The following is a 25,503-nucleotide window of genomic DNA, read 5'->3' as shown; positions in this document are numbered from 1 at the left end:
GAAGAAGCTAGATGCAAAAAGAAGAACTGACCCGAGATCCAAACCTGACAAATCCACTCGTGCTCGCCTTTCTGGGCGATGCTACCTATGCGCATTGCGTGCGGTATCATCTGATCGCCAAGGGGCTGGTTAAACCTAACCAGCTCCACAAGGCGGCCAATCGTTACGTTTCAGCCAAAGCACAGGCCAATGTGCTGCTCGCGCTGATGCCGACATTGCCGGAGGAAGAGCTGAATGTGGTAAAACGGGGGCGGAATGCCAAGTCCGGCTCCACCGCCAAAAATGCCGATATTATCGACTACAGGCATGCTACGGCTTTTGAAGCGCTGATTGGCTACTTGTATTTGTGTGGAAAAGAAGAGAGGATCGCAGAAATTGTGCAACAGGCGTTTGCGATTGTGGAAGGAGAGTAAGGCATGAGTGAAGAGTGGATTTTGGGGAAAAACCCCGTGATCGAGGCGCTGCGTTCCGGGCGCACGATCAACAAGATTTGGATTGCGGAAGGGACCAACAAAAATTTGATGGCACCTGTCTTTGCTTTGGCAAAAGAGCAGGGGGTCATTGTGACTACCGCCAACCGCAAAAAGCTGGACCAGCTTGTGTCGACGGACAACCATCAGGGAGTCGTGGCTTCTGTCGCGGCTTACGACTACGTAGAAGTTGACGACATTTTGCAGCGGGCCGAGGAAAAAGGCGAGCAGCCGTTCCTTTTGCTGCTGGACGAGCTGGAAGACCCGCATAACCTGGGTTCGATCATGCGTACCGCAGATGCGGTGGGAGCGCATGGCATCGTCATTCCGAAGCGGCGCTCTGTCAGCCTGACAGCGACGGTGGCAAAGGCGTCAGCCGGAGCGATCAACTACGTGCCCGTAGCGCGCGTCACCAATCTCGTGCGCACGATGGAGGAGCTGAAGGAGCGCGGAGTCTGGATCGCGGGAACGGACGCCAGCGCCAAGCAGGACTTCCGCCAGGGCGACTACACGATGCCGCTCGCCGTTGTCATCGGCAGTGAAGGAAAAGGGATGAGTCGCCTCGTGCGGGAAAACTGTGATTTCCTCTACAGTCTGCCCATGGCGGGCAACGTCACCTCCCTGAATGCTTCGGTGGCTGCTGCTTTGCTGATGTATGAAGTATATCGCTCCAGGAGTCCTCTTCCGACGCGGGTGAAGTGAGATGGCGAAAAGAAAAGCCAAACAGCTTTTGATCGTGGACGGCTACAATATCATCGGGGCCTGGCCTGAGCTGCGCCTTTTGAAAGATCAGGAGCGGATGGACGAGGCGCGCGACCGGTTGATCTCCAAAATGGCAGAGTACCAGAGCTATACCGGGATCAAAGTCATCATCGTGTTCGACGCATACAACGTTCCCGGCATCGGCCGGCAAATGGAAGATTACCTGGTTGAAATCTACTTCACGAAGAAAAAGGAGACGGCTGACGAAAAAATTGAGCAGCTTGTCTCCGAATTTCACCAAAAAAATCGACAAATTTATGTAGCGACCTCGGACTATACGTCCCAGCGGGTTATTTTTGGACAGGGAGCCTTGCGCAAATCCGCGAGGGAGTTGCTGCTCGATATGGAAAACGCCGGGAAAGAAATCAAGCAGCAGGTCGAAAAAACGCACGAAGAACGGTTCTCCAAACGGATTGCGCTGAATGACGAAATAGCGAAAATATTCGAAAAATGGAGAAGGGAATAACTTGGATTCGGTTGACGCTTTTTTACGGCATCATGTATAATAGCGCTAGCTATGGAGAAACCGGTTGGCGGAGGGATCATTTGTGAGTGTTGACCTCAAGGAGTTAAAACATGCCCAATATGAACTAATGACCGACGAAGAAGTAGTCGACCTGGTTCGCGATAATGATGCCGAAGCTCTGGAATACTTGATTAACAAGTACAAGAACTTTGTGCGTGCCAAAGCGAGATCCTATTTTCTTATTGGGGCTGACCGCGAAGATATCGTACAGGAAGGCATGATCGGTCTGTACAAGTCCATTCGCGACTTCCGAGGGGACAAGCTCACGTCGTTCAAGGCGTTTGCCGAGCTTTGTATTACTCGTCAAATCATCACGGCGATCAAGACAGCGACTAGGCAGAAGCACATTCCGCTCAACTCGTACGTCTCGCTGGACAAGCCGATTTACGACGAGGATTCTGATCGGACACTGCTCGATGTGATTTCCGGGACCAAAGTGACTGATCCGGAAGAGCTGTTCATCAATCGCGAAGAGTTTGATGACATCGAAGGGAAAATGAGCGAAATTTTGAGTGACCTGGAGCGGCAAGTGCTGATGCTGTACCTGGATGGACGGTCCTATCAACAAATTGCCGTCGAGCTCAAACGTCACGTCAAGTCTATTGATAATGCACTGCAGCGCGTCAAACGCAAACTGGAGCGCTATCTGGAAGGAAGAGAGATTCATCTGTAAAACAGGGGAATCTCTTTTTATTTTCGGACCGCCAAGCGCGCAAAAGCTTTGTACATAACGAACCGCGGAGGAATATGGAAGCAAAAGGCCTTCTTTTTGTCAAGTCGTTTTGTTTGACATGGGTATTTTGGTGTGATAAATTTATTTAGGTAGCCATAGACTCTTATCTCTCTGTTCTATGGTTACTTTGGTGAATGAAATGGTCAGGAAAAAGTAGCGGTTTTCCCGTACTATTTATCATTTGGTACTTTTAACGAATAGCAGGTTTGAAATGAGATGGAGGTGGCAATAAATGCGAGTAAACATCACGTTGGCGTGCACCGAGTGTGGCGAGCGTAACTATATCTCCACAAAAAACAAGCGCACCACTACTGAACGTGTTGAGCTGAAAAAGTATTGCTCCCGTGACAAGAAGCAAACCCTTCATCGCGAGACGAAGTAATGGTTGATGCGACGAAGTCAGGGGGTGGCAAAGTGGGTTTTTTAGCACGAATCGGAGCCAGTTTTCGCCGCACCGGTGATTTCTTTGGCGACGTAATGTCCGAACTAAAGAAAGTCCGTTGGCCGAATCGTAAAGAATTGACGACCTATACGATCGTCGTTCTCGTTACGGTTGTGCTTCTGGCAATATTCTTCTTCGTCGTTGATTTGGGAATCTCGCGCTTGATCGATTTGATTCTAGGAACGTAATTTTGCAAGTCTTAGGAGGGACGGACGGTTAACGTCCTGGTGGATATGGAAAAAGCATGGTATGTCGTTCATACGTACTCAGGTTACGAAAACAAGGTAAAGACGAACCTAGAGAAGCGCGTCGAGTCGATGGGCATGGAAGACAAGATCTTTCGCGTTCTCGTTCCCACTGAAGAAGAAGTGGAGACTAAGGATGGCAAAAAGCGCACCGTCACGAAAAAAGTGTTTCCTGGATACGTCCTTGTTGAAATGGTGATGACGGACGACTCTTGGTATGTCGTGCGCAACACTCCTGGGGTTACCGGCTTTGTCGGATCCACGGGCGCTGGCTCCAAGCCGACAGCGCTGCGTCCTGAAGAGGCCGATACGATTCTCAAGCAAATGGGGATCGAAATTCCCAAGATCAGAGTCGATTTTGCTCTCCGCGATATGGTGCGCGTCACAGATGGTCCGTTTTCTAATCGCACCGGGGAGATTATCGAGATTCACCCCGACAGACAGAAGGTTCGCGTATTGGTGGACATCTTCGGTCGCGAAACACCGGTAGAGCTAGACTTTACACAAGTTCAAAAATTGGATTAGGATTCAACTTGAAAAGTATCGCGCTATGTGGTACATTTCATTTTGTTTTAACAATCCCACAACAATATCTGGGGTTTCTTGCACTCTCACTATAGATCGAAAGTCTTTTGCGAGACTTTCATAAAAAGGTGGGAGGGGGCATTCCCCCGTAATAACCACATGTGAAGTAAGGAGGTGTCTTACGTGGCTAAGAAGGTTATCCGCGTAATTAAATTACAAATCCCAGCAGGTAAAGCGAATCCTGCACCTCCAGTAGGTCCGGCTCTCGGTCAAGCTGGTGTAAACATCATGGGGTTCTGTAAAGAATTCAATGCTCGTACAGAGAGCGAAGTTGGTATGATTATCCCGGTGGAAATCACCGTGTTCGAAGACCGCTCTTTCACCTTTATCACAAAAACTCCTCCGGCTGCTGTTCTGTTGAAGAAAGCTGCTGGTATCGAGTCCGGTTCCGGCGTACCAAACAAAACAAAGGTTGCTACGCTGAAACGTGATAAAGTTCGCGAAATCGCTGAACTGAAGCGTCCTGACCTGAATGCTGCATCCGTGGAAGCGGCTATGCGCATGGTGGAAGGTACTGCTCGTTCCATGGGTATCGTAATCGAAGACTAATTGTCTTGAGTGCAAGGGGGCACAGACATTGTGCCCCCCTGTCTGTGGGAGGATTAACCGCTACGACCACATTGAAGGGAGATTTTTATTCATGGCTAAAAAAGGTAAGAAGTATCAAGAGGCTGTAAAGCTCGTTGATAAAAACAAAGTGTACGAAGTAGTCGAAGGCATTGAGCTGGTTAAAAAAGCAGCTACTGCTAAATTCGACGAAACAGTTGAAGCAGCATTCCGTTTGGGTGTAGACCCGAAACGTGCTGACCAACAAATCCGTGGTGCTGTAGTATTGCCACACGGTACTGGTAAAGTACAACGCGTTCTTGTATTTGCAAAAGGCGAAAAAGCAAAAGAAGCAGAAGCTGCTGGCGCTGACTTCGTAGGCGATGCAGACATGATCGCGAAAATCCAAGGTGGCTGGTTCGACTTTGACGTCGTAGTAGCTACTCCTGACATGATGGGTGAAGTAGGGAAATTGGGTCGTGTACTCGGTCCAAAAGGCCTGATGCCAAACCCTAAAACCGGTACAGTTACTTTCGACGTAACCAAAGCGGTTAACGAAATCAAAGCCGGTAAAATCGAGTACCGCGTAGACAAGGCAGGTAACATCCACGCTCCGATCGGAAAAGTGTCTTTCGACGCTGACAAGCTGGCTGAAAACCTGGCTGCTCTGACAGAAGCGCTGAACCGTGCGAAACCGGCTGCAGCAAAAGGTGTTTACATGAAAAATGTAACCCTGAGCTCTACAATGGGTCCTGGTGTACGCGTAGCTGTAAAATAATGACGCTTGACTTCCTTTTGGGGAGTTGTTAAGATAGTTCCTGTTGACGAAAAGAATATGCCGTAGACAGAAGGTGCGGTGCTTGCAAGAGTAACGCTTAATATCCCTCCGAGGCGTGTAATGTACGAATGAGGAAATGTGGATTTCCTTTGACGATAGAGCATTATGCCCTCGTGATGTCTGCGAGGGCATTCTTCTTTTTCCAGGATTAGAGCACGGGAGGTGTAAACAATGGCAGAAATTCGTCCAACCGTTATTCGTGAAGAAAAGGTACAAGCGATCAACGAAATCGCAACCAAGCTCCGCGAGAGCCAAACCACAGTGGTGGCTGACTACCGCGGTCTGACTGTAGCCCAAGTTACCGAGCTCCGCAAACAACTGCGTGAAGCTGGTGTTGAGTTCCAGGTGTTGAAAAACTCCCTGACTCGTCTGGCTACCGAGAAGGAAAACCTGACTGAACTGGATCAATATCTGACTGGCCCGAACGCTCTGGCGTTCTCCAAAGACGATGTTGTCGCTCCAGCAAAAATCATCGCGGAATTTGCGAAGAAAAACGAAAAGCTGGAAATCAAGGGTGGCGTGATCGAAGGCAAAGTAGTTGGTGCAGAGCAAATCAAAGCACTGGCGACTCTTCCTTCCCGCGAAGGTCTCTTGTCCATGCTTCTCTCCGTCCTGCAAGCTCCAATGCGCAACGTTGCGCTGGCAATCAAAGCAGTGGCCGAGCAAAAAGAAGGTCAAGGCGCGTAATCGTCTGATCGGGTAAAGCTTACACAAATACTATTCCATGAATGGAGGATTTCAAAATGTCTAAAGAGCAAATCTTGGAAGCCATTAAAGGCATGTCCGTTCTCGAACTGAACGACCTGGTAAAAGCAATCGAAGAAGAATTCGGCGTAACTGCTGCTGCTCCTGTAGCTGTAGTTGCTGGTGGCGCTGCTGAAGCTGCTGCTGAGCAAACTGAATTCACTGTAACCCTGGTAAGCGGCGGCGCTTCCAAAATCAACGTAATCAAAGTTGTTCGCGAACTGACTGGTCTGGGTCTGAAAGAAGCGAAAGACCTGGTAGACAACGCTCCAAAAACACTCAAAGAGGGCGTTTCCAAAGAAGAAGCAGAATCTCTCAAAGCAAAACTCGAAGAAGCTGGCGCACAAGTAGAAGTGAAGTAAGTTAGCTTTCTTTAGAAATTCCCCTTGCCTGCGGCAGGGGGTTTTTCTGTAAGGGGACGGCGAGTGTTTTCCAATCGATGAGGAAGGGTGAATCACACGTGGCAGATCACTATTACACCAATCGGCCGGGGGCAGCGCATGACGAGCAGCAGTTTTCGTTTGTGCTGCGCGGGAAGGAGCTGCGCTTCATCACGGACGCAGGCGTTTTTTCCCGGGACCGGATTGACTTTGGAAGTGTATTGCTCATCGAAAACATGGAGATCGGCAGTCATGCGCGTGTGCTGGATGTGGGCTGTGGCTACGGGCCGATCGGCTTGACGGCTGCCACGCTTGCGGATCAGGGGCGGGTGACGATGATCGACGTGAATGAGCGTGCGGTTGACCTGGCTCGTCGGAATGCCGAAAGAAACGGGATCAAAAATGTTGAGGTGCGGGTCAGTGACGTTTACAGCGCCGTGCAAGGCGAGCAGTACGACGTCATTTTGACCAATCCGCCGATTCGGGCGGGCAAGGAAATTGTGCATCGTATTTTTACTGAAGGACATGCGCTGCTCGTGGAAGATGGAGAGATGTGGGTAGTGATTCAGAAAAAGCAAGGCGCTCCGTCTGCTCTGAAGAAGCTGCAAGAGACGTACCGTGAAGTGATTGAAGTGGATCGGGAAAAGGGATACTCCATCTTTCGGGCAATCAAATAGTCAAGCGACAATCCTTAGAAAAGTTTTCTTGACGTGAATATTTGATTGTGGTAGCATTATAAAATGTCAATATGGGATAAATGTCTATTTTTCAGCAATTCCCTGTCTGTCAAGCGTTTCTACTTTTTTCCTGAAAGAGGAATGTTTGTGTAAAAACATGGGAATTCTTTTAAAATAGATTTTCTCTGGGTTAAAAATGGTTGATGCTGCTTTAACCCATTTTTATTTTAAGGTGTTCGCTCGCGATTGCAAGATTGCCGAATGCCAAGTTTCTATGTGTGAAAACACAACCTGAGGGGTGAATAAGTTGGCAGGTAAAGTGATTCAAAGTGGCCGACACCGCCAGCGTCGTACGTATTCACGTATTAACGAAGTGCTGGGCCTTCCAAATCTCATCGAGATTCAGCAAAAGTCCTACCAATGGTTCCTTGATGAGGGGCTCCGTGAGATGTTCCAAGACATTTCGCCAATCCAGGACTTCACTGGCAATCTCGTGCTGGAGTTTATCGACTACAGTTTGGGAGAGCCGAAGTACGATGTTGACGAGTCGAAAGAACGTGACGTCACCTATGCGGCGCCTCTGCGTGTGAAGGTACGTTTGTTGAACAAAGAGACGGGAGAAGTGAAGGAACAAGAAGTCTTCATGGGGGATTTCCCGCTCATGACCGAAACGGGAACCTTCATTATTAATGGTGCTGAGCGCGTAATCGTCAGCCAGCTTGTTCGTTCCCCCAGTGTATATTACAACACCAAAGTGGACAAAAACGGCAAGCAGACGTTTACAGCTACGGTAATCCCGAACCGGGGTGCGTGGCTGGAGCTGGAGACCGATGCGAAAGACGTAATTTATGTCCGCATCGACCGTACGCGAAAAATCCCGGTAACGGTTCTTTTGCGTGCACTCGGCTTTGGTTCCGACATTGAGATTCTCAACTTGCTGGGTGAAGATGAGTACATCAAGAACACGCTGGAAAAAGACAACACCGACTCTACGGAAAAAGCGCTCATCGAAATTTACGAGCGTCTGCGTCCGGGCGAGCCGCCAACAGTCGAAAACGCGAAGAGCCTCTTGATCTCTCGCTTCTTCGATCCAAAGCGCTATGACCTGGCATCTGTAGGTCGTTACAAAATGAACAAAAAGCTTCATCTGAAAAACCGTCTGTACAACCAGCGCCTGGCTGAGACATTGGTCGATACCACCACAGGTGAAATTTTCGCCGAAGCGGGTCAAATGATTGACCGTCGTCTACTGGATCGCATCCTGCCAGCGCTTGAAGGCAACGTCGGCTATCTGGACGTTCGCACGCATGGCGGCGTTTTGGAAGAGGATACGATTCGTCTGCAATCCATCAATATTTTCTCTCCGATTGAAGATGGCAAGATCATCAAGGTGATCGGAAACGGGAACGTAGATAAATCTGTCAAGCATATTACGCCGGCGGACATCGTAGCGGCGATCAACTACTTCATGAACCTGCTGCACGGTGTCGGTTCCACGGACGATATTGACCACTTGGGCAACCGTCGTCTGCGTTCCGTGGGTGAGCTTTTGCAAAACCAGTTCCGTATCGGTTTGTCCCGTATGGAGCGCGTGGTGCGCGAGCGCATGTCCATCCAGGATCAGAACCAGATTACGCCGCAGGCTCTGATTAACATCCGTCCAGTGATCGCATCGCTGAAGGAGTTCTTCGGAAGCTCGCAGCTTTCCCAGTTCATGGATCAAACGAACCCGTTGGCCGAACTGACGCACAAACGCCGTCTGTCCGCTCTCGGACCGGGTGGTTTGACGCGTGAGCGCGCAGGCTTCGAAGTGCGCGACGTTCACCACTCTCACTATGGCCGTATGTGTCCAATTGAGACGCCGGAGGGTCCGAATATCGGGTTGATTAACTCGCTGTCGTCCTTTGCGCGCATCAACGACTACGGCTTTATCGAGACACCGCGCCGCAAGGTAGACCCGGAAACAGGCTTTGTTCTGAACGACATCGTTTATCTGACTGCGGATGAAGAAGACGTGTTCAACGTGGCGCAGGCGAACCAGCCTCTCGATGAGGATGGCCGCTTTGTCAACGACATGGTTATCTGCCGTCGTAAAGGCGAGATCTTGAGCGTGCCGCGCGACAAGGTAGACTTCATGGACGTATCGCCGAAGCAGGTTGTATCCGTGGCGACCGCGCTCATTCCGTTCCTGGAGAACGATGACGCGAACCGCGCGCTGATGGGTTCCAACATGCAGCGGCAGGCCGTTCCGCTTTTGATTCCACAAGCGCCGTTCGTCGGTACAGGCATGGAACACAAAGCAGCGCAAGACTCCGGTGTGGCGATCGTCGCGAAGCATCCGGGCCAGGTTGAGCGCGTAACGGCTCGCGAAATCTGGGTTCGCCGCTACAAAGAAATCGACGGCAAGAAAGTAGCCGGAGACATCGACAAATACAAATTGCACAAGTTCATCCGTTCCAACCAAGGTACTTGCATCAACCAGCGCCCGATCGTAAGACGCGGAGACTGGATTGAAAAAGGCGATATCATTGGTGACGGTCCATCCACCGAAAAAGGTGAATTGGCACTGGGACGTAACGTAATCGTCGCGTTTATGACGTGGGAAGGTTACAACTACGAGGATGCGATTCTCCTTAGCGAGAAGCTTGTGAAGGATGACGTTTACACGTCGATCCATATTGAAGAATACGAGTCCGAAGCTCGCGACACCAAACTGGGTCCAGAGGAAATCACCCGCGATATTCCAAACGTCGGGGAAGACGCTCTGAAAAACCTGGATGAGCGCGGTATTATCCGCGTCGGTGCGGAGATCCAGGACGGCGATATCCTCGTTGGTAAAGTAACGCCTAAAGGGGTTACCGAGCTGACTGCGGAAGAACGCCTCCTGCACGCTATCTTCGGGGAAAAAGCTCGTGAAGTTCGCGATACATCCCTGCGCGTGCCGCACGGTGGTTCCGGTATTGTTGTAGACGTAAAAGTATTTACGCGTGAGAACGGCGACGAGCTGCCTCCAGGCGTAAACCAACTGGTACGTGTCTATATCGCCCAAAAACGGAAAATTTCCGTGGGTGACAAAATGGCCGGACGACATGGTAACAAAGGGGTTATCGCGCGGATCATGCCAGAAGAGGATATGCCATTCCTCCCAGACGGCTCTCCGGTTGAAATCGTCCTGAACCCGCTCGGCGTACCTTCGCGTATGAACATCGGTCAGGTATTGGAGACGCACCTGGGTATGGCGGCGAAGCTTCTCGGCATCCACGTGGCGACACCTGTATTCGACGGTGCCCGTCAGGCGGAAGTATTCGAGACGTTGGAAGAGGCTGGCCTCGACCGCGATGGTAAAACCATCTTGTACGATGGACGTACAGGTGAACCGTTCGATCGTCGTGTAACGGTCGGATGCGTATACATGCTGAAACTGGCTCACTTGGTGGATGACAAAATCCACGCTCGTTCTACTGGTCCATACTCTCTCGTTACCCAGCAGCCATTGGGTGGTAAAGCCCAGTTCGGCGGACAGCGTTTCGGGGAGATGGAGGTTTGGGCATTGGAAGCTTACGGTGCAGCCTACACCTTGCAGGAAATCCTCACCGTCAAGTCGGATGACGTCGTGGGCCGTGTGAAGACGTACGAAGCGATTGTCAAAGGTGAAAACGTACCAGAGCCAGGTGTTCCTGAATCGTTCAAGGTTCTTATCAAGGAACTGCAAAGCTTGGGTATGGACGTGAAGATCCTGTCCGGTGACGAGCAGGAGATTGAAATGCGGGAAATGGAAGACGAGGATGAAGGCAACGGTGAAAAACTGAACCTCGTTCTCGAAGGTGGAAGCTTGAACGACGAGTAAGATTCCGGTACAAAGGGAGGTAACGCCCTGTGATAGACGTGAACAACTTCGAATATATGAAGATCGGCTTGGCTTCCCCCGATAAGATCCGTTCGTGGTCTTTCGGGGAAGTGAAAAAGCCAGAGACGATCAACTACCGCACACTGAAACCGGAAAAAGACGGCTTGTTCTGCGAACGCATCTTTGGACCGACCAAGGACTGGGAGTGCCATTGCGGTAAGTACAAGCGTGTACGTTATAAAGGTGTAGTGTGCGACCGTTGCGGCGTGGAAGTGACCCGCGCCAAAGTACGGCGTGAGCGCATGGGGCATATTGAGCTGGCTGCCCCAGTTTCTCACATCTGGTATTTCAAAGGGATTCCAAGCCGCATGGGCTTGGTGCTCGACATGTCCCCGCGTTCCCTGGAAGAAGTTATCTACTTCGCTTCTTATGTAGTAACCGATCCAGGTGACACACCACTCGATAAAAAGCAGTTGCTCTCGGAAAAGGAGTACCGCAACTATCGGGAGAAATACGGCCACTCTTTCCAAGCGATGATGGGGGCGGAGGCGATCAAGCGCCTGCTCGCGGAAATCGATCTGGACAAAGACGTGGAAATGCTGAAGGAAGACCTGAAAACAGCACAAGGCCAACGTCGCAACCGCGCGATCAAGCGCCTGGAAGTGCTGGAGGCATTCCGCAACTCCGGCAACCACCCGGATTGGATGGTTCTGGACGTTTTGCCGGTAATCCCGCCAGAGCTTCGTCCGATGGTTCAGTTGGATGGTGGACGTTTTGCCACTTCCGACCTGAACGATCTGTACCGTCGCGTAATCAACCGGAATAACCGTCTGAAGCGCCTGCTCGAACTGGGTGCTCCTGACATTATCGTACAAAACGAAAAACGGATGCTGCAGGAAGCAGTAGACGCGCTCATCGACAACGGCCGCCGCGGTCGTCCGGTGACTGGCCCAGGTAATCGTCCGCTGAAATCTCTCAGCCACATGCTGAAAGGTAAACAAGGACGTTTCCGCCAAAACCTGCTCGGTAAGCGTGTTGACTACTCCGGACGTTCCGTTATCGTTGTAGGACCTAACCTGAAGATGTACCAGTGCGGTCTGCCAAAAGAAATGGCGCTGGAACTTTTTAAACCGTTCGTGATGAAAGAGCTGGTTTCCAAAGGACTCGCTCACAACATCAAGAGCGCCAAGCGCAAGGTAGAGCGCGTTCAGCCTGAAGTATGGGACGTTCTTGAAGACGTCATTCGCGAGCATCCAGTGCTTCTGAACCGTGCCCCCACCTTGCACCGTCTGGGTATCCAGGCTTTCGAACCGGTACTGGTTGAAGGCCGCGCGATCCGTCTGCATCCGCTCGTTTGTACAGCGTACAACGCGGACTTCGACGGTGACCAGATGGCGGTTCACGTTCCGTTGTCTGCAGAGGCGCAGGCGGAAGCCCGCATCCTCATGCTGGCAGCGCAAAACATCTTGAACCCGAAAGACGGTAAACCAGTAGTAACGCCATCCCAGGACATGGTGCTTGGTTCTTACTATCTGACACTGGAACGTGAAGGCGACAAAGGCGAGGGTACGATTTATCGCGATCCTCACGATGCGATTGCCGCTTACCAGCAAGGCTTTATCAGCCTGCATACGCGCATCGCTCTGCCAGCGAAGCGCCTGAACAAAACCAGCTTTACCGAGCGCCAGCAGAACGCGCTCATCGTAACAACGGTCGGGAAAGTGATCTTCAACGAAATCTTCCCGCCAGAGCTGCCGTACATCAACGTACCAACCAAAGCGAACCTGCAAAACATGGTTCCTGACGAATACTTTATTTTCGATAAAGGCGTCAACGTTACCGAGTTCATCAAGAACCTGCCTGATCCGGGCGCGGTGAAAAAAGGCTTCTTGGGAACGATCATTTCCGAGTGCTTCCGTCGCTTCGGTACGATGAAAACGTCCATGATCCTCGACAAGATCAAGGAACTGGGCTTCACGTACTCGACAAAAGCCGGTATTACCATCGCGGTAGCGGACATTGCCGTACCAGAGAAGAAGAAAGACATTCTGGAAGAAGCGGATAAAAAGGTTGCAACCGTCATGACGCAGTTCCGTCGCGGTCTGATTACCGAAGACGAGCGTTACGACCGTGTCATCTCGATCTGGTCCAAAGCCAAGGACGAAGTAACCGACGTACTCATGAAGTCCATGGACAAATTCAATGCGATCTTCATGATGGCGAACTCCGGTGCCCGCGGTAACGTGTCCCAGATCACACAGCTCGCTGGTATGCGCGGTCTGATGGCGAACCCGTCCGGCCGAATCATCGAGTTGCCGATCAAATCCAACTTCCGTGAAGGTCTGACCGTATTGGAGTACTTTATCTCCACGCACGGTGCGCGGAAAGGTCTCGCCGATACGGCGCTGCGTACTGCGGACTCGGGTTACTTGACCCGTCGTCTCGTAGACGTTGCTCAAGACGTGATCGTCCGCGAAAAAGATTGCGGTACGGATAAAGGGATCCGTGTTACAGCGATCAAGGATGGCCGGGAAGAAATCGAGAAGCTGTCTGACCGTCTGGTTGGACGTACATGCTTTGAGACATTGCGCCATCCGGAAACAAACGAAGTCATCGTCGGCCGCAACGAGGAAATTACTGAAGAAGTTGCCGAGTATATCGAAAAAGTGGGCATCACAAGTGTCTACATCCGCAACGTACTCGCTTGCCGCACCAGCCATGGTGTCTGCAAACTGTGCTACGGACGCAACCTGGCAACCGGAGCCGAGGTGGAAGTGGGAGAAGCGGTTGGTATTATCGCCGCTCAGTCCATTGGTGAGCCTGGTACCCAGCTGACCATGCGTACCTTCCATACCGGTGGGGTTGCCGGAGACGATATTACCCAAGGTTTGCCGCGTATTCAAGAGCTGTTTGAAGCGCGCAATCCAAAAGGTCAGGCCGTTATTTCCGAAATCGACGGGGAAGTTGTCGACATTCGCGAAGGCAAGGACCGTCGTGAAATCGAAGTTCGCGGGGAAGCGGAAAGCAAAGTGTACTCTGCTCCATACGGTGCGCGTATCAAGGTATCTGTCGGTACCAAGCTGAGTGCCGGTGACGAGCTCACGGAAGGTTCCGTAGACCCGAAAGAAATGCTCAAAGTTCGCGGCATGCGCGGCGTTTCCAACTACATTTTGCAAGAGGTACAAAAAGTTTACCGCATGCAGGGTGTAGAAATTAACGACAAGCACGTTGAGGTTATGATCCGTCAGATGCTCCGCAAGCTGCGCGTCATCGACAGCGGAGACACAGACCTCCTGCCAGGCTCCTATGTGGAAGTTCCGGAGTTTGAGCAAGCGAACGCAAAAGTTCTCCTCGAAGGCAAAAACCCGGCAGTAGGCCGTCCGGTTCTTTTGGGGATTACAAAAGCATCCCTGGAAACCGACTCCTTCCTGTCGGCAGCTTCGTTCCAGGAGACGACTCGCGTTCTTACCGATGCAGCGATCAAAGGAAAAGTGGATCGCCTGCTCGGCCTGAAAGAAAACGTGATTATCGGGAAACTCGTTCCGGCAGGTACCGGTATGTCCCGTTATCGCAATGTAAAAGTAGCTAGTCAGGTTGATTACGAAGCAGAACAGGAAGCTCTGAAAGCAGAGCAGGAAGCAGTTTCTGTCGAGTAATAACAGGAGTGGCGCCCGTCAAAATTTGGTGGGCGCCTTCCTGAATAAAAATATGAGCTGGGCGTTGACAACAACTGACCCACCTGATATTATATTCAAGTGTGCCTGACATCTGTACTTTGGAGGATATGAGAATCATGTCTTATGAAAAAGTAGAGCGGGCCAAGGAGTTGACGATCGGTATCAAGCAAACGATGAAAGCCGTGGAAAACCTCCAGGTTGAAGCAGTTTACATCGCGGCTGATGCTGACAGACGTTTGACCCAAAAAGTCGAGCTCCTTTGCAAAGAGAAGGGTGTTCCAGTCATTCATGTAGATTCCATGCGCCGGTTAGGCAAAGCGTGCGGAATTGAAGTGGGAGCGGCTACCGCTGCGATTAAGAAAAGTGGTTAACGATGTTTTTGTCTGTTACGCAGTGCGTAAAAGGTGGACAAGAACTTTCTATTTGGCCTAAAAATGACTCACCTGGATCTGTGGTCTTGAAGATTGGGTATTAAGAAGGGAGGTAACATCATGCCTACAATTAACCAATTGGTGCGTAAAGGTCGCGAGGACAAGGTTGTGAAGTCGAAGTCCCCAGCTCTGCAAAAAGGGTACAACAGCTTCAAGAAAAGCCAAACCAACCAAAGCTCTCCTCAAAAACGTGGTGTTTGCACGCGTGTAGGTACCATGACTCCGAAAAAACCGAACTCCGCGTTGCGTAAATACGCTCGTGTGCGTTTGACAAACGGAATCGAGGTAACAGCTTACATCGGTGGTATTGGCCACAACCTGCAAGAGCACAGCGTCGTGCTGGTGCGCGGCGGTCGTGTAAAAGACTTGCCAGGGGTACGCTACCATATCGTTCGTGGTGCACTTGACACTGCAGGCGTTAACAACCGTAAACAAGGTCGTTCCAAATACGGTACAAAACGTCCAAAACCAGGTCAAGCGGCTGCAGCAGCGAAAAAGAAATAAGAAAAACGCCTGTGAAGTGGCGTGAATTTATACCGAAAAGAAGGAGGGAATACGATGCCTCGTAAAGGTCCTGTAACCCGTCGTGACGTGTTGCCTGATCCTATTTACAACAGCAAGCTGGTTACTCGTTTGATTAACCGCCTGATGTTGGATGGCAAACGCGGTGTAGCGCAAAATATTCTCTACAACGCATTCACCATCATTCAGGAGCGCACTGGTCGCAACCCGATGGAAGTGTTTGAAGAAGCACTGAAAAACGTAATGCCTGTACTGGAAGTTAAAGCTCGCCGTGTAGGTGGTGCTAACTACCAAGTACCAATCGAAGTAAAACCGGAGCGCCGTACTACTCTTGGTTTGCGTTGGCTGGTTAACTACTCCCGTAGCCGTGGAGAGAAAACCATGGAACAACGTCTGGCTAACGAGATCATGGACGCAGCTAACAACACCGGTGCAGCAGTTAAAAAGCGTGAAGACACGCACAAGATGGCTGAAGCGAACAAAGCGTTTGCTCACTATCGCTGGTAGGAAATTGAATCGGGTGTCCGTTTTGGATACCCGTTTATTCAAAAACTCGAGTATGGAAGGAGCATACCTGAATGGCTCGCGAGTTCTCTTTGCCGAATACGCGTAATATCGGTATCATGGCTCACATCGATGCTGGTAAGACGACAACGACTGAGCGTATTCTGTTCTACACCGGTCGCGTTCACAAGATTGGTGAGGTGCACGAAGGTGCAGCAACCATGGACTGGATGGAACAAGAGCAAGAGCGCGGTATCACCATCACTTCGGCTGCTACTACCGCTCAATGGAATGGCCATCGTATTAACATCATCGACACGCCAGGCCACGTAGACTTCACTGTAGAAGTTGAGCGCTCCCTGCGCGTTCTTGACGGTGCTGTAACCGTTTTTGACGCAAAAGGTGGCGTTGAGCCGCAAACCGAAACCGTATGGCGCCAAGCTGACCGCTACGGCGTACCGCGTATGTGCTACATCAACAAAATGGATATCTTGGGCGCTAACTTTGATATGTGCTTGGAGCAGATCAAAACTCGTCTGGGTGCAAATCCAGTAGCAGTTCAATATCCAATCGGAGCAGAAGACCAATTCAAAGGTATGGTTGACCTGATCGAAATGAAGGCAATCATCTATACCGATGACCTGGGCAAAACTTCCGATGCTACCGAAATCCCTGCTGAGCTGAAAGACAAGTGCGAAGAGCTGCGTCTGGCACTGGTTGAAGCGGCTGCGGAACAAGACGAAGAGCTGATGATGAAGTACTTGGAAGGCGAAGAGCTGACCAACGACGAAATCCGTGCGGCTCTGCGCAAAGGTACCATTGAGTGCAAACTGACTCCTGTAATGTGCGGATCTTCCTACCGTAACAAAGGTGTTCAGCCTATGCTGGACAACGTTGTTCGTTATCTGCCATCTCCAGTAGACATCCCTGCAATCAAAGGTACTTTGCCTGACACTGAAGATGAAGTTGAACGTCCTGCAGACGACAACGGTCCGTTCTCTGCTCTTGCCTTCAAGATCATGACTGACCCGTACGTAGGCCGTCTGACCTTCTTCCGCGTTTACTCCGGCGTACTGAACTCCGGTTCTTACGTTCTGAACTCCACAAAAGGTAAACGCGAACGTGTAGGTCGTATCCTGCAAATGCACGCAAACCACCGCGAAGAGATCCAAACGGTTTACTCCGGTGACATCGCTGCGGCTGTAGGTTTGAAAGATACGACAACTGGTGATACTCTGTGTGATGAAAAGGCTCCTGTAATCCTCGAGTCTATGGAATTCCCAGAGCCAGTTATCTCTGTTGCGATCGAACCAAAATCCAAAGCAGACCAAGACAAGATGGGTATCGGCCTGTCCAAGCTGGCTGAAGAGGATCCAACGTTCAGAACCCGCACAGACGAAGAGACTGGTCAAACAATCATCTCCGGTATGGGTGAGCTTCACCTGGAGATCATTGTTGACCGTCTGAAACGCGAATTTAAAGTCGAGTCGAACGTAGGTGCGCCACAAGTAGCTTACCGTGAAACATTCCGTAAAGCTGCGAAAGTGGAAGGTAAATTCGTTCGCCAGTCCGGTGGTCGTGGTCAATACGGTCACGTTTGGGTGGAGTTCGAACCACTCGAACCAGGACAAGGCTTCCAATTCGAAAACAAAATCGTCGGTGGTGTGGTACCGCGCGAATACATCCCTGCTGTTCAAGCGGGTATCGAAGAAGCGATGAAAAATGGTGTTCTCGCCGGCTTCCCGCTGGTTGACATCAAAGCTACGATCGTAGACGGTAGCTACCATGATGTCGACTCCTCCGAGATGGCGTTTAAAGTAGCAGGTTCTCTCGCTCTGAAAGAAGCTGCGAAAAAATGTGGCGCTGTATTGCTCGAGCCAATCATGAAAGTAGAAGTTACAATGCCGGAAGAGTACATGGGCGACGTAATGGGCGACCTGAACTCCCGCCGCGGTCGTATCGAAGGTATGGAAGCTCGTGCGAATGCACAAGTAATCCGTGCGATGGTACCACTGTCCGAGATGTTCGGTTACTCCACAGTTCTTCGTTCCCGTACCCAAGGCCGTGGCGTTTACTCCATGGTGATCGACCACTACGAAGAAGTACCTAAATTCATCGCTGAAGAGATCATTAAGAAATCGAAAGGCGAATAATTTACGGTTCCGCTTTATCTTGAATCAGGAAAGGTTTACAATGTTTAAGGTACAACCCTTGATAGGGTAAACCTTTCTTACCTATAAAACCCTTATCATTTAAGGAGGCTTTAGCTCTCATGGCAAAAGAAAAATTTGAGCGTAATAAACCACACGTTAACATCGGTACCATCGGTCACGTTGACCACGGTAAAACTACCCTGACTGCTGCGATCACTACTGTATTGGCGCAACAAGGTAAAGCAAAAGCTATGGCTTATGACAGCATCGATGCTGCTCCAGAAGAAAAAGAGCGCGGTATCACCATCAACACCGCTCACGTTGAGTACGAAACTGAAAACCGTCACTATGCTCACGTTGACTGCCCTGGTCACGCTGACTACGTGAAAAACATGATTACCGGTGCTGCTCAAATGGACGGCGCTATCCTGGTTGTATCCGCGGCTGACGGCCCAATGCCACAAACTCGCGAACACATCCTGCTGTCCCGCCAAGTAGGCGTACCTTACATCGTAGTATTCATGAACAAATGCGACATGGTAGACGATGAAGAGTTGCTCGAACTGGTTGAAATGGAAATCCGTGACCTGCTCTCCCAATACGAGTTCCCAGGCGACGATATCCCAGTAATCAAAGGTTCCGCTAAAGAAGCTCTCGACAACCCAACTGGCGAATGGGCTCAAAAAGTTGTTGAACTGATGGACGCTGTTGACAACTACATCCCAACTCCTGAGCGCGCAACTGACAAGCCTTTCCTGATGCCAGTTGAGGACGTGTTCACAATCACTGGTCGTGGTACAGTTGCTACTGGCCGTGTAGAGCGCGGTATCGTTAAAGTCGGTGACCAAGTAGAAATCGTTGGTCTGGCTGAAGAAACTCGCTCCACAACTGTAACTGGTGTTGAGATGTTCCGCAAATTGCTGGATCAAGCTCAAGCTGGTGACAACATCGGTGCCCTGCTGCGCGGTGTTGAGCGTAAAGACATCGAGCGTGGACAATGCTTGGCGAAACCAGGTTCCGTTAAGCCTTACACCAAGTTCAAAGCAGAAGTTTACGTTCTGTCCAAAGAAGAGGGCGGACGTCACACTCCTTTCTTTGCTAACTACCGTCCACAATTCTACTTCCGTACAACTGACGTAACAGGTATCATCCAACTGCCAGAAGGCGTTGAAATGATTATGCCTGGCGACAACACTGAGTTCACCGTTGAACTGATCGCTCCAGTAGCGATGGAACAAGGTACTCGCTTCGCGATCCGCGAAGGTGGCCGTACAGTAGGCGCTGGCGTTGTAGCTTCTATCGACGCGTAAGATTTACTGATACGTACAAAAACCCGACAGCATTTGTTGTCGGGTTTTTCTTTTTGTATGACAGGGTCTCATCAATTTTCTGCATCGTTCCCATCAAAATGATTCAATAAGCCGGCGACTGGCCGTGTGCTACAATACGATCAGTGGATGGGGGATAGAGAAATGCAAAACAAGGAGAAGTTGTTGTTTTTCATGCTGATCGGCGTTGTCACGCTTTGGGGCTTGAACGTGGTAATGGTGAAATACCTCGCCACGTTTCCGCCGCTCTACGTTGCTGCGATTCGGATGACGGTAGCGGGAGTATGCCTGGCACCTATTATTTATAAATACAAAACGAATCTGCGTTTGAAAAAAGGCGACTGGCTGCTGATCGCGGGTGTGGGAGCCAGCTCGATTGCGCTGCACCAGATCACTCTGGCGGCAGGCGTCCAGACGACAACGGCAGGCAACGCTTCGCTGATTTTGGGGTTGAATCCTTTGGCGACAGCTTTGCTGGCGATGATCTTTCTCGGCGAAGCCATGTCGTGGCAAAAAGGGCTCGGTATTGGCGTAGGCTTTGCGGGAGTGCTGATTGTGGTCATTTCCCAGCACGGAGGTTTTCATATGAACGGCTGGGGCGACGCCATCATGTTTTTCTCCATGCTCATGTATGTAACAGGAGGCTTGCTGATCCGCAAGCTGGTTGTCCGCGGAGTGCCTGTGCTGCTGATTACGGCCTTGTCGCAAATGTTCGGGATCGTCTTTTTGTGGGCGGCAGCGCTCGTGCAACAGCCGGCATCGTACTATTTTTCCCTGGAGGTATCGCCGTTCCAGTGGCTGGTGATCTTCGTCTCAGGCGCACTTTCCACCGCGCTCGGCTCGGTCGGCTGGAACTACGGCATCCGCCAACTGGGAGCCAGCCGAACAGCCGTATTTTTGAACGGAATGCCAATGGCCAGCCTGCTGTTCGCCGCACTGTTTCTCGGAGAGCAACTGAAGCTCGTGCACGTGCTCGCGCTGTTTATGATTGTAGGTGGGGTGTACCTCGGTTCGCGCAATTTGGTTAAGCCGACCCCGGTTCCATCCAAAGCAGCTCCCGAACTAACGACAAAAGCGTAGGATATCCTACGCTTTTTCTTCTTGGTCCCACTTGTTCACCATATGATAAGCAGTCAAACGCAGCCGCTCAAAAATTTGTTCCCGAAGCTCGCCTTCCAGCCCGGTTTTGTCCATGGCGGTTTTCATACAAGCCAGCCAGGCTTCCGCTTGGACAGGGCCGATCGGAAAGCGCATGTGGCGTGCGCGCAGCATCGGATGCCCGTGGCGCTCTGTATAGAGAGCCGGGCCGCCGAGAAACTGTGTGAGAAACTGATATTGGCGTTCTTTTACTTCCGTGAAGTCTTCAGGGAAAAGGGGAGCAAGATCAGGGTGCCGGGCAACCAGATCGTAAAAGGCATCAACAAGACGAGCCAACGTATCGGCCCCGCCAATCATTTCATACGGAGTGCGAATGGATTCAGACATACAGACAGCCTCCTTTGCTTAGACAGCTCATTCCTTAGTATAACGTCTTCTTTCTATTATAGATAGGACGGGAGGAAGTTGGCAGGTAATCCCGCTTGCCTTTCTGCCGGGAAATCAGTAATATGGACGAGGTGAGTCTTTCAGTAGGCTCGCGTGTACAAAAAATGTGCGGGAGACCAAGAAATCACTTGCGTTGCCCAGATATTTTTAGTACAATATTGAATGTTGGTCATGGACTTGCGATGATGTGGGAGGTTGCTGACACACCCGGCCCCTTTGCCATGACCGGGGTGCAGGATATTTCCACGGAGAAATGTCTGTTTAATAAATGGGCGAAAAAGGAGGGACTAAAATGGCAAAGCAAAAGATTCGTATTCGTTTGAAGGCGTATGATCACAAAATCCTCGATCAATCCGCAGAGAAAATCGTGGACACAGCGAAGCGTTCCGGAGCAAACGTATCCGGCCCAATCCCGCTTCCGACCGAGAAAGCAGTTTATACGATCCTGCGTGCGGTGCACAAGTACAAAGATTCTCGCGAGCAATTCGAGATGCGTACTCACAAACGTTTGATCGACATCTTGAACCCTACACCACAAACAGTAGATGCTTTGATGCGTCTGGATCTGCCATCCGGTGTAGACATCGAGATCAAACTGTAAGGTCCCAAAAAGCGATACACGCGCAGACGTTGTCTTGATAAGCGTGTTATACCAAGCAACAAACCCTTAAAATGGCACCCCTGCGCATCGGTGGGGACTTGATACAACATAAAAACGTTTTTTTACTGAAATAAGCACAGGAGGTGGCACAAATGACCAAAGGAATCTTAGGGAAAAAACTTGGCATGACTCAAGTTTTTGGTCCAAACGGAACAGCGATCGCTGTAACGGTTATCGAAGCAGGTTCTAACGTGGTTCTTCAAAAGAAAGATGTGGAGAACGATGGCTACGAAGCGATTCAAATCGGCTTCGAAGACAAAAAAGAACAGCGCGCTAACAAGCCGGAAAAAGGACATGCAGCAAAAGCTAACACTGCTCCTAAGCGCTTCGTTCGCGAAATTCGCGGAGTTAACCTCGCTGATTACGAGGTTGGTCAAGAGTTGAAAGTAGACATTTTTGCCGAGGGAGACATCGTTGACGTGTCTGGCGTAACCAAGGGTAAAGGTTTCCAAGGTGCGATCAAACGTCACAACCAATCCCGCGGTCCTATGGCTCACGGTTCGCGCTACCATCGCGGTCCTGGTTCCATGGGTGCTGTCGCTCCAAACCGCGTTTTCAAAGGTCAAACCCTGCCAGGACAAATGGGTGGCGACAAGGTAACCATCCAAAACCTGGAAGTAATTAAAGTAGATGCTGCTCGCAACCTGATTCTCGTAAAAGGCTCCGTGCCTGGTCCGAAAAACAGTTGTGTACTGGTATCGACGGCAGTCAAGAAACACTAAGGAAAGGAGGAACTGACATGCCGAAAGTAGCTCTTTATAACCAAACTGGTTCTCAAGTTGGCGAAATCGAATTGGCAGATAGCGTATTCGGGATTGAGCCTAACAACGCTGTTCTGTACGATGCGATCGTGATGCAACAAGCATCCCAACGTCAAGGAACACACGATGTAAAGAACCGTTCTGAAGTACGTGGCGGTGGCCGCAAGCCATGGCGCCAAAAAGGTACAGGTCGCGCACGCCAAGGTTCCATTCGCTCTCCGCAATGGAAAGGTGGCGGTGTTGTATTCGGTCCAACTCCGCGCAAATACGGTTACAAACTGAACCGTAAAGTTCGCCGTCTGGCTCTGAAATCCGCACTGTCCGCGAAAGTACAAAACAACGAACTCCTGGTTCTGGATGCATTGAACTTCGCAGCTCCTAAAACCAAGGAAATGACCGCTGTTTTGAACAACCTGAAAGTAGATCGCAAAGTTCTGATCGTAACTTCCGAGTTCGATCAAAACGTAGCTCTCTCTTCCCGTAACATCCCAGGTGCTAAATTTGTAGATGCTGCAGGCATTAACGTTCTGGATCTGGTAGCGCATGACAAAGTAATCGTGACGAAAGACGCGGTTGCGAAAGTAGAGGAGGTGCTCGCATAATGAAGAGCCTTCATGACGTCCTTAAGCGCCCTGTCATTACCGAGCGCACCACTGATATGATGGCTGAGAAGAAGTACGTTTTCGAAGTACCTCTCAAAGCCAACAAAACCGAAATCAAGCAAGCTGTTGAAAAAGTGTTCGGCGTGAAAGTAGAAGCAGTTAACACTATCCGTGTCCCTGCTAAACCAAAACGCTACGGAAAATACTCCGGTTACACATCCGAGTGGAAGAAAGCAATCGTGAAGCTGACTGATGACAGCAAAGAACTGGCCTTCTACGAGGGAGTATAACCTCGACGACTACCGAAAAGGAGGGTATTAACATGGGTATCAAAAAGTTTAAACCGACTTCTCCTGGTCGTCGCCAAATGACGGTTTCTACTTTCGAGGAGATCACTACGTCGACTCCCGAAAAATCCTTGCTGGCGCCTCTTAGCAAAAAAGCTGGTCGCAACAACCAAGGTAGAATTACCGTACGTCATCAAGGTGGCGGTCATAAACGTAAATACCGTATTATCGACTTCAAGCGTAACAAAGACGGCATCGTAGGTCGCGTAGCTACTATCGAATACGATCCAAACCGTTCCGCTAACATCGCACTTATCAACTACGTTGATGGTGAAAAACGTTACATCCTCGCTCCTCACAACCTGAAAGTTGGAGACGAGATCATTTCCGGAGCAGATGCCGACATCAAAATCGGTAACGCGCTGCCGCTGGAAAAAATCCCGGTAGGTACTACCATCCACAACATCGAGCTGAAACCAGGCAAAGGTGGCCAACTGGTTCGCGCTGCTGGTGCTTCCGCTCAACTGTTGGGTCGTGATGGTGAGTTCGTAATCGTTCGCCTGTCTTCCGGTGAGACTCGCCGCATCCACAACGTATGCCGCGCTACTATCGGTCAAGTAGGTAACCTCGATCACGAACTGCTGAACATCGGTAAAGCAGGACGTTCCCGCTGGTTGGGTATTCGTCCAACTGTTCGCGGTAGCGTAATGAACCCGAACGATCACCCACACGGTGGTGGTGAAGGTCGCGCTCCAATCGGTCGTAAAGCACCTGTTACTCCTTGGGGTAAACCAACCCTGGGTCTCAAGACTCGCAAGAAGAAGAACAAGTCCGACCAATACATCATCCGCCGCCGCAAGAAGTAAGGTAGGCTGATACAATAACCGAACGCCTTTGGCGAAGGGAGGTTCACTAATGGGACGTAGCTTAAAAAAGGGTCCTTTCGTGGATGACCACTTGATGAAAAAAGTTGACGAGCAAAATGAAAAGAACGAGAAACGCGTGATCAAAACCTGGTCTCGTCGTTCCACCATCTTCCCTGAGTTCGTAGGACACACGTTTGCTGTATACGATGGTCGCAAACATGTTCCAGTATACGTATCGGAAGACATGGTTGGTCACAAATTGGGTGAGTTCGCACCAACTCGTACCTTCAAGGGTCACGTCGACAACGACAAGAAATCCAAGAAGCGCTAATTTTCTCTTGACAGAGAGGAGGTACAAAGATGGAAGCAAGAGCAGTTGCTCGCAATATTCGCATTGCGTCTCGTAAAGTCCGCCTGGTGGTTGACTTGATTAGAGGCAAGCAAGTAGGTGAAGCGTTGGCGATCTTGAAACACACGCCAAAAGCAGCTTCTCCAGTTGTTGAAAAGCTCCTGAAGTCGGCTATTGCAAACGCTGAGCACAACTACGAAATGGATCCAAACAGCCTGGTAGTTAGCAAAATCTTCGTGGACCAAGGTCCTACGTTGAAGCGTTTCCGTCCGCGCGCTATGGGTCGCGCAAGCCGCATCCATAAACGCACTAGCCACATCACAGTGGTACTAAACGAGAAATAAGGAGGGATTACGTGTGGGTCAAAAGGTAAGCCCGGTAGGTCTTCGGATCGGTGTCATTCGTGACTGGGAGTCCAAATGGTACGCTGACAAGGACTTCGCAACTCTGTTGCACGAAGACTTGAAAATCCGCAAGTTTGTAAAAGGGCGTCTGAAAGATGCTGCTGTATCCACTATCGAAATCGAACGCGCAGCTAATCGCGTGAACGTAACGATTCACACCGCTAAGCCTGGTATGGTAATTGGTAAAGGTGGGGCAGAGGTAGAAATTCTGCGCAAATCCTTGACTGATTTGACTGGCAAACGCGTTCATATCAATATCAACGAAGTAAAACGTCCGGATCTGGATGCTACTCTGGTAGCTGAAAACATCGCTCGTCAATTGGAAAACCGCATTTCTTTCCGTCGTGCGCAAAAGCAATCGATCACTCGTACGCTGCGTGCAGGTGCTAAAGGTATCAAAACCTTGGTAAGCGGTCGTCTTGGCGGCGCGGACATCGCACGTTCTGAAGGTTACAGCGAAGGTACTGTTCCGCTTCACACTCTGCGTGCCGACATCGACTACGGTACTGCTGAAGCTCATACCACATATGGTCGCATCGGTGTAAAAGTGTGGATCTACCGTGGAGAAGTCCTTCCAGCGAGAAAGAACGTCGCTACTGAGGAAGGAGGCAAGTAATC

General features: G+C 50.5%; 29 protein-coding genes and 1 other annotated feature. Of the genes, 28 read left to right on the top strand and 1 reads right to left on the bottom strand.

The window, feature by feature from the left end:
• Positions 1-11 precede the first annotated feature (11 nt).
• From AC3WJN_RS17460 to AC3WJN_RS17365, 20 genes are all read left to right on the top strand, one after another.
• Positions 12-413, top strand: a complete 402-nt coding sequence (locus AC3WJN_RS17460; protein ID WP_005828899.1) for a Mini-ribonuclease 3 — start codon at positions 12-14, stop codon at positions 411-413.
• A gap of 3 nt (positions 414-416) precedes the next feature.
• The gene (gene rlmB / locus AC3WJN_RS17455) at positions 417-1,172 is read left to right on the top strand and encodes a 23S rRNA (guanosine(2251)-2'-O)-methyltransferase RlmB (protein WP_005828897.1); all 756 of its coding nucleotides are present in this window, start codon (positions 417-419) and stop codon (positions 1,170-1,172) included.
• A 1-nt stretch (position 1,173) separates the two neighbouring features.
• Positions 1,174-1,698, top strand: a complete 525-nt coding sequence (locus AC3WJN_RS17450; protein WP_007787058.1) for an NYN domain-containing protein — start codon at positions 1,174-1,176, stop codon at positions 1,696-1,698.
• Between the two features lie 82 nt (positions 1,699-1,780).
• Entirely contained in the window at positions 1,781-2,431 is a 651-nt protein-coding gene (sigH, locus tag AC3WJN_RS17445; RefSeq protein ID WP_005828894.1) for an RNA polymerase sporulation sigma factor SigH, read from the top strand.
• Positions 2,432-2,723: 292 nt separating this feature from the next.
• Positions 2,724-2,873, top strand: a complete 150-nt coding sequence (gene rpmG, locus AC3WJN_RS17440; RefSeq protein ID WP_003392018.1) for a 50S ribosomal protein L33 — start codon at positions 2,724-2,726, stop codon at positions 2,871-2,873.
• Positions 2,873-3,121: a preprotein translocase subunit SecE gene (gene secE, locus AC3WJN_RS17435; RefSeq protein WP_005828890.1), complete on the top strand. Its 249-nt coding sequence runs from the start codon at positions 2,873-2,875 to the stop codon at positions 3,119-3,121. The genes rpmG and secE overlap by 1 nt, the downstream gene beginning before the upstream one ends.
• Before the next feature lie 45 nt (positions 3,122-3,166).
• Positions 3,167-3,703 carry a transcription termination/antitermination protein NusG gene (gene nusG, locus AC3WJN_RS17430; protein ID WP_005828888.1) on the top strand — a complete coding sequence of 179 codons (537 nt, stop codon included), beginning with the start codon at positions 3,167-3,169 and terminating at the stop codon, positions 3,701-3,703.
• 183 nt (positions 3,704-3,886) lie between these two features.
• The gene (rplK, locus tag AC3WJN_RS17425; RefSeq protein WP_005828886.1) at positions 3,887-4,312 is read left to right on the top strand and encodes a 50S ribosomal protein L11; all 426 of its coding nucleotides are present in this window, start codon (positions 3,887-3,889) and stop codon (positions 4,310-4,312) included.
• 91 nt (positions 4,313-4,403) lie between these two features.
• Positions 4,404-5,087: a 50S ribosomal protein L1 gene (gene rplA, locus AC3WJN_RS17420; RefSeq protein ID WP_005828884.1), complete on the top strand. Its 684-nt coding sequence runs from the start codon at positions 4,404-4,406 to the stop codon at positions 5,085-5,087.
• Positions 5,088-5,129: 42 nt separating this feature from the next.
• Positions 5,130-5,294 (top strand) — a sequence feature (ribosomal protein L10 leader region).
• A 24-nt stretch (positions 5,295-5,318) separates the two neighbouring features.
• Positions 5,319-5,834: a 50S ribosomal protein L10 gene (gene rplJ, locus AC3WJN_RS17415; protein ID WP_005828883.1), complete on the top strand. Its 516-nt coding sequence runs from the start codon at positions 5,319-5,321 to the stop codon at positions 5,832-5,834.
• A 56-nt stretch (positions 5,835-5,890) separates the two neighbouring features.
• Positions 5,891-6,253, top strand: a complete 363-nt coding sequence (gene rplL, locus AC3WJN_RS17410) for a 50S ribosomal protein L7/L12 (RefSeq protein ID WP_005828881.1) — start codon at positions 5,891-5,893, stop codon at positions 6,251-6,253.
• Between the two features lie 98 nt (positions 6,254-6,351).
• Positions 6,352-6,948 carry a class I SAM-dependent methyltransferase gene (locus AC3WJN_RS17405; protein WP_005828879.1) on the top strand — a complete coding sequence of 199 codons (597 nt, stop codon included), beginning with the start codon at positions 6,352-6,354 and terminating at the stop codon, positions 6,946-6,948.
• Positions 6,949-7,255: 307 nt separating this feature from the next.
• Complete coding sequence (gene rpoB, locus AC3WJN_RS17400) at positions 7,256-10,795, top strand: DNA-directed RNA polymerase subunit beta (protein WP_007787066.1); 3,540 nt, start codon at positions 7,256-7,258, stop codon at positions 10,793-10,795.
• Between the two features lie 29 nt (positions 10,796-10,824).
• Positions 10,825-14,451 carry a DNA-directed RNA polymerase subunit beta' gene (rpoC, locus tag AC3WJN_RS17395; protein ID WP_005828875.1) on the top strand — a complete coding sequence of 1,209 codons (3,627 nt, stop codon included), beginning with the start codon at positions 10,825-10,827 and terminating at the stop codon, positions 14,449-14,451.
• Between the two features lie 137 nt (positions 14,452-14,588).
• Positions 14,589-14,843: a 50S ribosomal protein L7ae-like protein gene (locus AC3WJN_RS17390; RefSeq protein WP_005828874.1), complete on the top strand. Its 255-nt coding sequence runs from the start codon at positions 14,589-14,591 to the stop codon at positions 14,841-14,843.
• 120 nt (positions 14,844-14,963) lie between these two features.
• Entirely contained in the window at positions 14,964-15,407 is a 444-nt protein-coding gene (gene rpsL / locus AC3WJN_RS17385; RefSeq protein WP_005828873.1) for a 30S ribosomal protein S12, read from the top strand.
• A 54-nt stretch (positions 15,408-15,461) separates the two neighbouring features.
• On the top strand, positions 15,462-15,932 hold the full coding sequence (gene rpsG / locus AC3WJN_RS17380; protein WP_005828872.1) for a 30S ribosomal protein S7: 471 nt from the start codon (positions 15,462-15,464) through the stop codon (positions 15,930-15,932).
• A 71-nt stretch (positions 15,933-16,003) separates the two neighbouring features.
• On the top strand, positions 16,004-18,082 hold the full coding sequence (gene fusA / locus AC3WJN_RS17375; protein WP_005828865.1) for an elongation factor G: 2,079 nt from the start codon (positions 16,004-16,006) through the stop codon (positions 18,080-18,082).
• Between the two features lie 119 nt (positions 18,083-18,201).
• A complete protein-coding gene (gene tuf / locus AC3WJN_RS17370) occupies positions 18,202-19,392 on the top strand; it encodes an elongation factor Tu (protein ID WP_005828864.1) in 1,191 nt (396 codons plus the stop codon).
• Between the two features lie 162 nt (positions 19,393-19,554).
• On the top strand, positions 19,555-20,490 hold the full coding sequence (locus AC3WJN_RS17365) for a DMT family transporter (protein WP_005828862.1): 936 nt from the start codon (positions 19,555-19,557) through the stop codon (positions 20,488-20,490).
• A gap of 6 nt (positions 20,491-20,496) precedes the next feature.
• On the opposite strand, the gene AC3WJN_RS17360 is transcribed toward AC3WJN_RS17365, so the two are convergent.
• A complete protein-coding gene (locus tag AC3WJN_RS17360) occupies positions 20,497-20,895 on the bottom strand; it encodes a globin domain-containing protein (protein ID WP_005828860.1) in 399 nt (132 codons plus the stop codon).
• Positions 20,896-21,247: 352 nt separating this feature from the next.
• Between AC3WJN_RS17360 and rpsJ the strand changes: the two genes are divergently transcribed.
• The 8 genes from rpsJ to rpsC all read left to right on the top strand — a co-directional run bounded on the left by rpsJ (position 21,248) and on the right by rpsC (position 25,501).
• The gene (gene rpsJ, locus AC3WJN_RS17355; RefSeq protein WP_005828858.1) at positions 21,248-21,556 is read left to right on the top strand and encodes a 30S ribosomal protein S10; all 309 of its coding nucleotides are present in this window, start codon (positions 21,248-21,250) and stop codon (positions 21,554-21,556) included.
• Positions 21,557-21,708: 152 nt separating this feature from the next.
• Positions 21,709-22,338: a 50S ribosomal protein L3 gene (gene rplC / locus AC3WJN_RS17350; protein ID WP_007787072.1), complete on the top strand. Its 630-nt coding sequence runs from the start codon at positions 21,709-21,711 to the stop codon at positions 22,336-22,338.
• A gap of 17 nt (positions 22,339-22,355) precedes the next feature.
• Entirely contained in the window at positions 22,356-22,979 is a 624-nt protein-coding gene (gene rplD, locus AC3WJN_RS17345; RefSeq protein ID WP_005828851.1) for a 50S ribosomal protein L4, read from the top strand.
• Positions 22,979-23,269 (top strand): 50S ribosomal protein L23, encoded by a 291-nt coding sequence (gene rplW / locus AC3WJN_RS17340; protein WP_005828849.1) that lies wholly within the window; start codon positions 22,979-22,981, stop codon positions 23,267-23,269. Before rplD ends, rplW begins: the two co-directional genes overlap by 1 nt.
• Before the next feature lie 32 nt (positions 23,270-23,301).
• Entirely contained in the window at positions 23,302-24,132 is an 831-nt protein-coding gene (gene rplB / locus AC3WJN_RS17335; protein ID WP_005828847.1) for a 50S ribosomal protein L2, read from the top strand.
• Positions 24,133-24,181: 49 nt separating this feature from the next.
• A complete protein-coding gene (gene rpsS / locus AC3WJN_RS17330) occupies positions 24,182-24,463 on the top strand; it encodes a 30S ribosomal protein S19 (protein WP_005828846.1) in 282 nt (93 codons plus the stop codon).
• Positions 24,464-24,492: 29 nt separating this feature from the next.
• Positions 24,493-24,825, top strand: a complete 333-nt coding sequence (gene rplV / locus AC3WJN_RS17325) for a 50S ribosomal protein L22 (protein WP_005828844.1) — start codon at positions 24,493-24,495, stop codon at positions 24,823-24,825.
• 13 nt (positions 24,826-24,838) lie between these two features.
• Positions 24,839-25,501 (top strand): 30S ribosomal protein S3, encoded by a 663-nt coding sequence (rpsC, locus tag AC3WJN_RS17320; RefSeq protein WP_005828842.1) that lies wholly within the window; start codon positions 24,839-24,841, stop codon positions 25,499-25,501.
• The last annotated feature ends 2 nt before the right edge of the window (positions 25,502-25,503 follow it).

It is taken from the genome of Brevibacillus sp. FW306-2-1A-C05A (assembly GCF_058781555.1).
The sequence above is the reverse complement of the archived record's forward strand: the minus strand, read 5'-3'. Positions and strand labels throughout refer to the sequence as shown.

What these genes read in the sequence shown, in the direction of transcription:
- AC3WJN_RS17460 (WP_005828899.1), top strand. Translation starts at nt 12, where the DNA reads ATGCAAAAAGAAGAACTGACCCGAGATCCAAACCTGACAAATCCACTC.
- rlmB (WP_005828897.1), top strand. Translation starts at nt 417, where the DNA reads ATGAGTGAAGAGTGGATTTTGGGGAAAAACCCCGTGATCGAGGCGCTG.
- AC3WJN_RS17450 (WP_007787058.1), top strand. Translation starts at nt 1,174, where the DNA reads ATGGCGAAAAGAAAAGCCAAACAGCTTTTGATCGTGGACGGCTACAAT.
- rpmG (WP_003392018.1), top strand. Translation starts at nt 2,724, where the DNA reads ATGCGAGTAAACATCACGTTGGCGTGCACCGAGTGTGGCGAGCGTAAC.
- secE (WP_005828890.1), top strand. Translation starts at nt 2,873, where the DNA reads ATGGTTGATGCGACGAAGTCAGGGGGTGGCAAAGTGGGTTTTTTAGCA.
- nusG (WP_005828888.1), top strand. Translation starts at nt 3,167, where the DNA reads ATGGAAAAAGCATGGTATGTCGTTCATACGTACTCAGGTTACGAAAAC.
- rplA (WP_005828884.1), top strand. Translation starts at nt 4,404, where the DNA reads ATGGCTAAAAAAGGTAAGAAGTATCAAGAGGCTGTAAAGCTCGTTGAT.
- rplJ (WP_005828883.1), top strand. Translation starts at nt 5,319, where the DNA reads ATGGCAGAAATTCGTCCAACCGTTATTCGTGAAGAAAAGGTACAAGCG.
- rplL (WP_005828881.1), top strand. Translation starts at nt 5,891, where the DNA reads ATGTCTAAAGAGCAAATCTTGGAAGCCATTAAAGGCATGTCCGTTCTC.
- AC3WJN_RS17390 (WP_005828874.1), top strand. Translation starts at nt 14,589, where the DNA reads ATGTCTTATGAAAAAGTAGAGCGGGCCAAGGAGTTGACGATCGGTATC.
- rpsL (WP_005828873.1), top strand. Translation starts at nt 14,964, where the DNA reads ATGCCTACAATTAACCAATTGGTGCGTAAAGGTCGCGAGGACAAGGTT.
- rpsG (WP_005828872.1), top strand. Translation starts at nt 15,462, where the DNA reads ATGCCTCGTAAAGGTCCTGTAACCCGTCGTGACGTGTTGCCTGATCCT.
- fusA (WP_005828865.1), top strand. Translation starts at nt 16,004, where the DNA reads ATGGCTCGCGAGTTCTCTTTGCCGAATACGCGTAATATCGGTATCATG.
- tuf (WP_005828864.1), top strand. Translation starts at nt 18,202, where the DNA reads ATGGCAAAAGAAAAATTTGAGCGTAATAAACCACACGTTAACATCGGT.
- AC3WJN_RS17365 (WP_005828862.1), top strand. Translation starts at nt 19,555, where the DNA reads ATGCAAAACAAGGAGAAGTTGTTGTTTTTCATGCTGATCGGCGTTGTC.
- AC3WJN_RS17360 (WP_005828860.1), bottom strand. Translation starts at nt 20,895, where the DNA reads ATGTCTGAATCCATTCGCACTCCGTATGAAATGATTGGCGGGGCCGAT.
- rpsJ (WP_005828858.1), top strand. Translation starts at nt 21,248, where the DNA reads ATGGCAAAGCAAAAGATTCGTATTCGTTTGAAGGCGTATGATCACAAA.
- rplC (WP_007787072.1), top strand. Translation starts at nt 21,709, where the DNA reads ATGACCAAAGGAATCTTAGGGAAAAAACTTGGCATGACTCAAGTTTTT.
- rplD (WP_005828851.1), top strand. Translation starts at nt 22,356, where the DNA reads ATGCCGAAAGTAGCTCTTTATAACCAAACTGGTTCTCAAGTTGGCGAA.
- rplW (WP_005828849.1), top strand. Translation starts at nt 22,979, where the DNA reads ATGAAGAGCCTTCATGACGTCCTTAAGCGCCCTGTCATTACCGAGCGC.
- rplB (WP_005828847.1), top strand. Translation starts at nt 23,302, where the DNA reads ATGGGTATCAAAAAGTTTAAACCGACTTCTCCTGGTCGTCGCCAAATG.
- rpsS (WP_005828846.1), top strand. Translation starts at nt 24,182, where the DNA reads ATGGGACGTAGCTTAAAAAAGGGTCCTTTCGTGGATGACCACTTGATG.
- rplV (WP_005828844.1), top strand. Translation starts at nt 24,493, where the DNA reads ATGGAAGCAAGAGCAGTTGCTCGCAATATTCGCATTGCGTCTCGTAAA.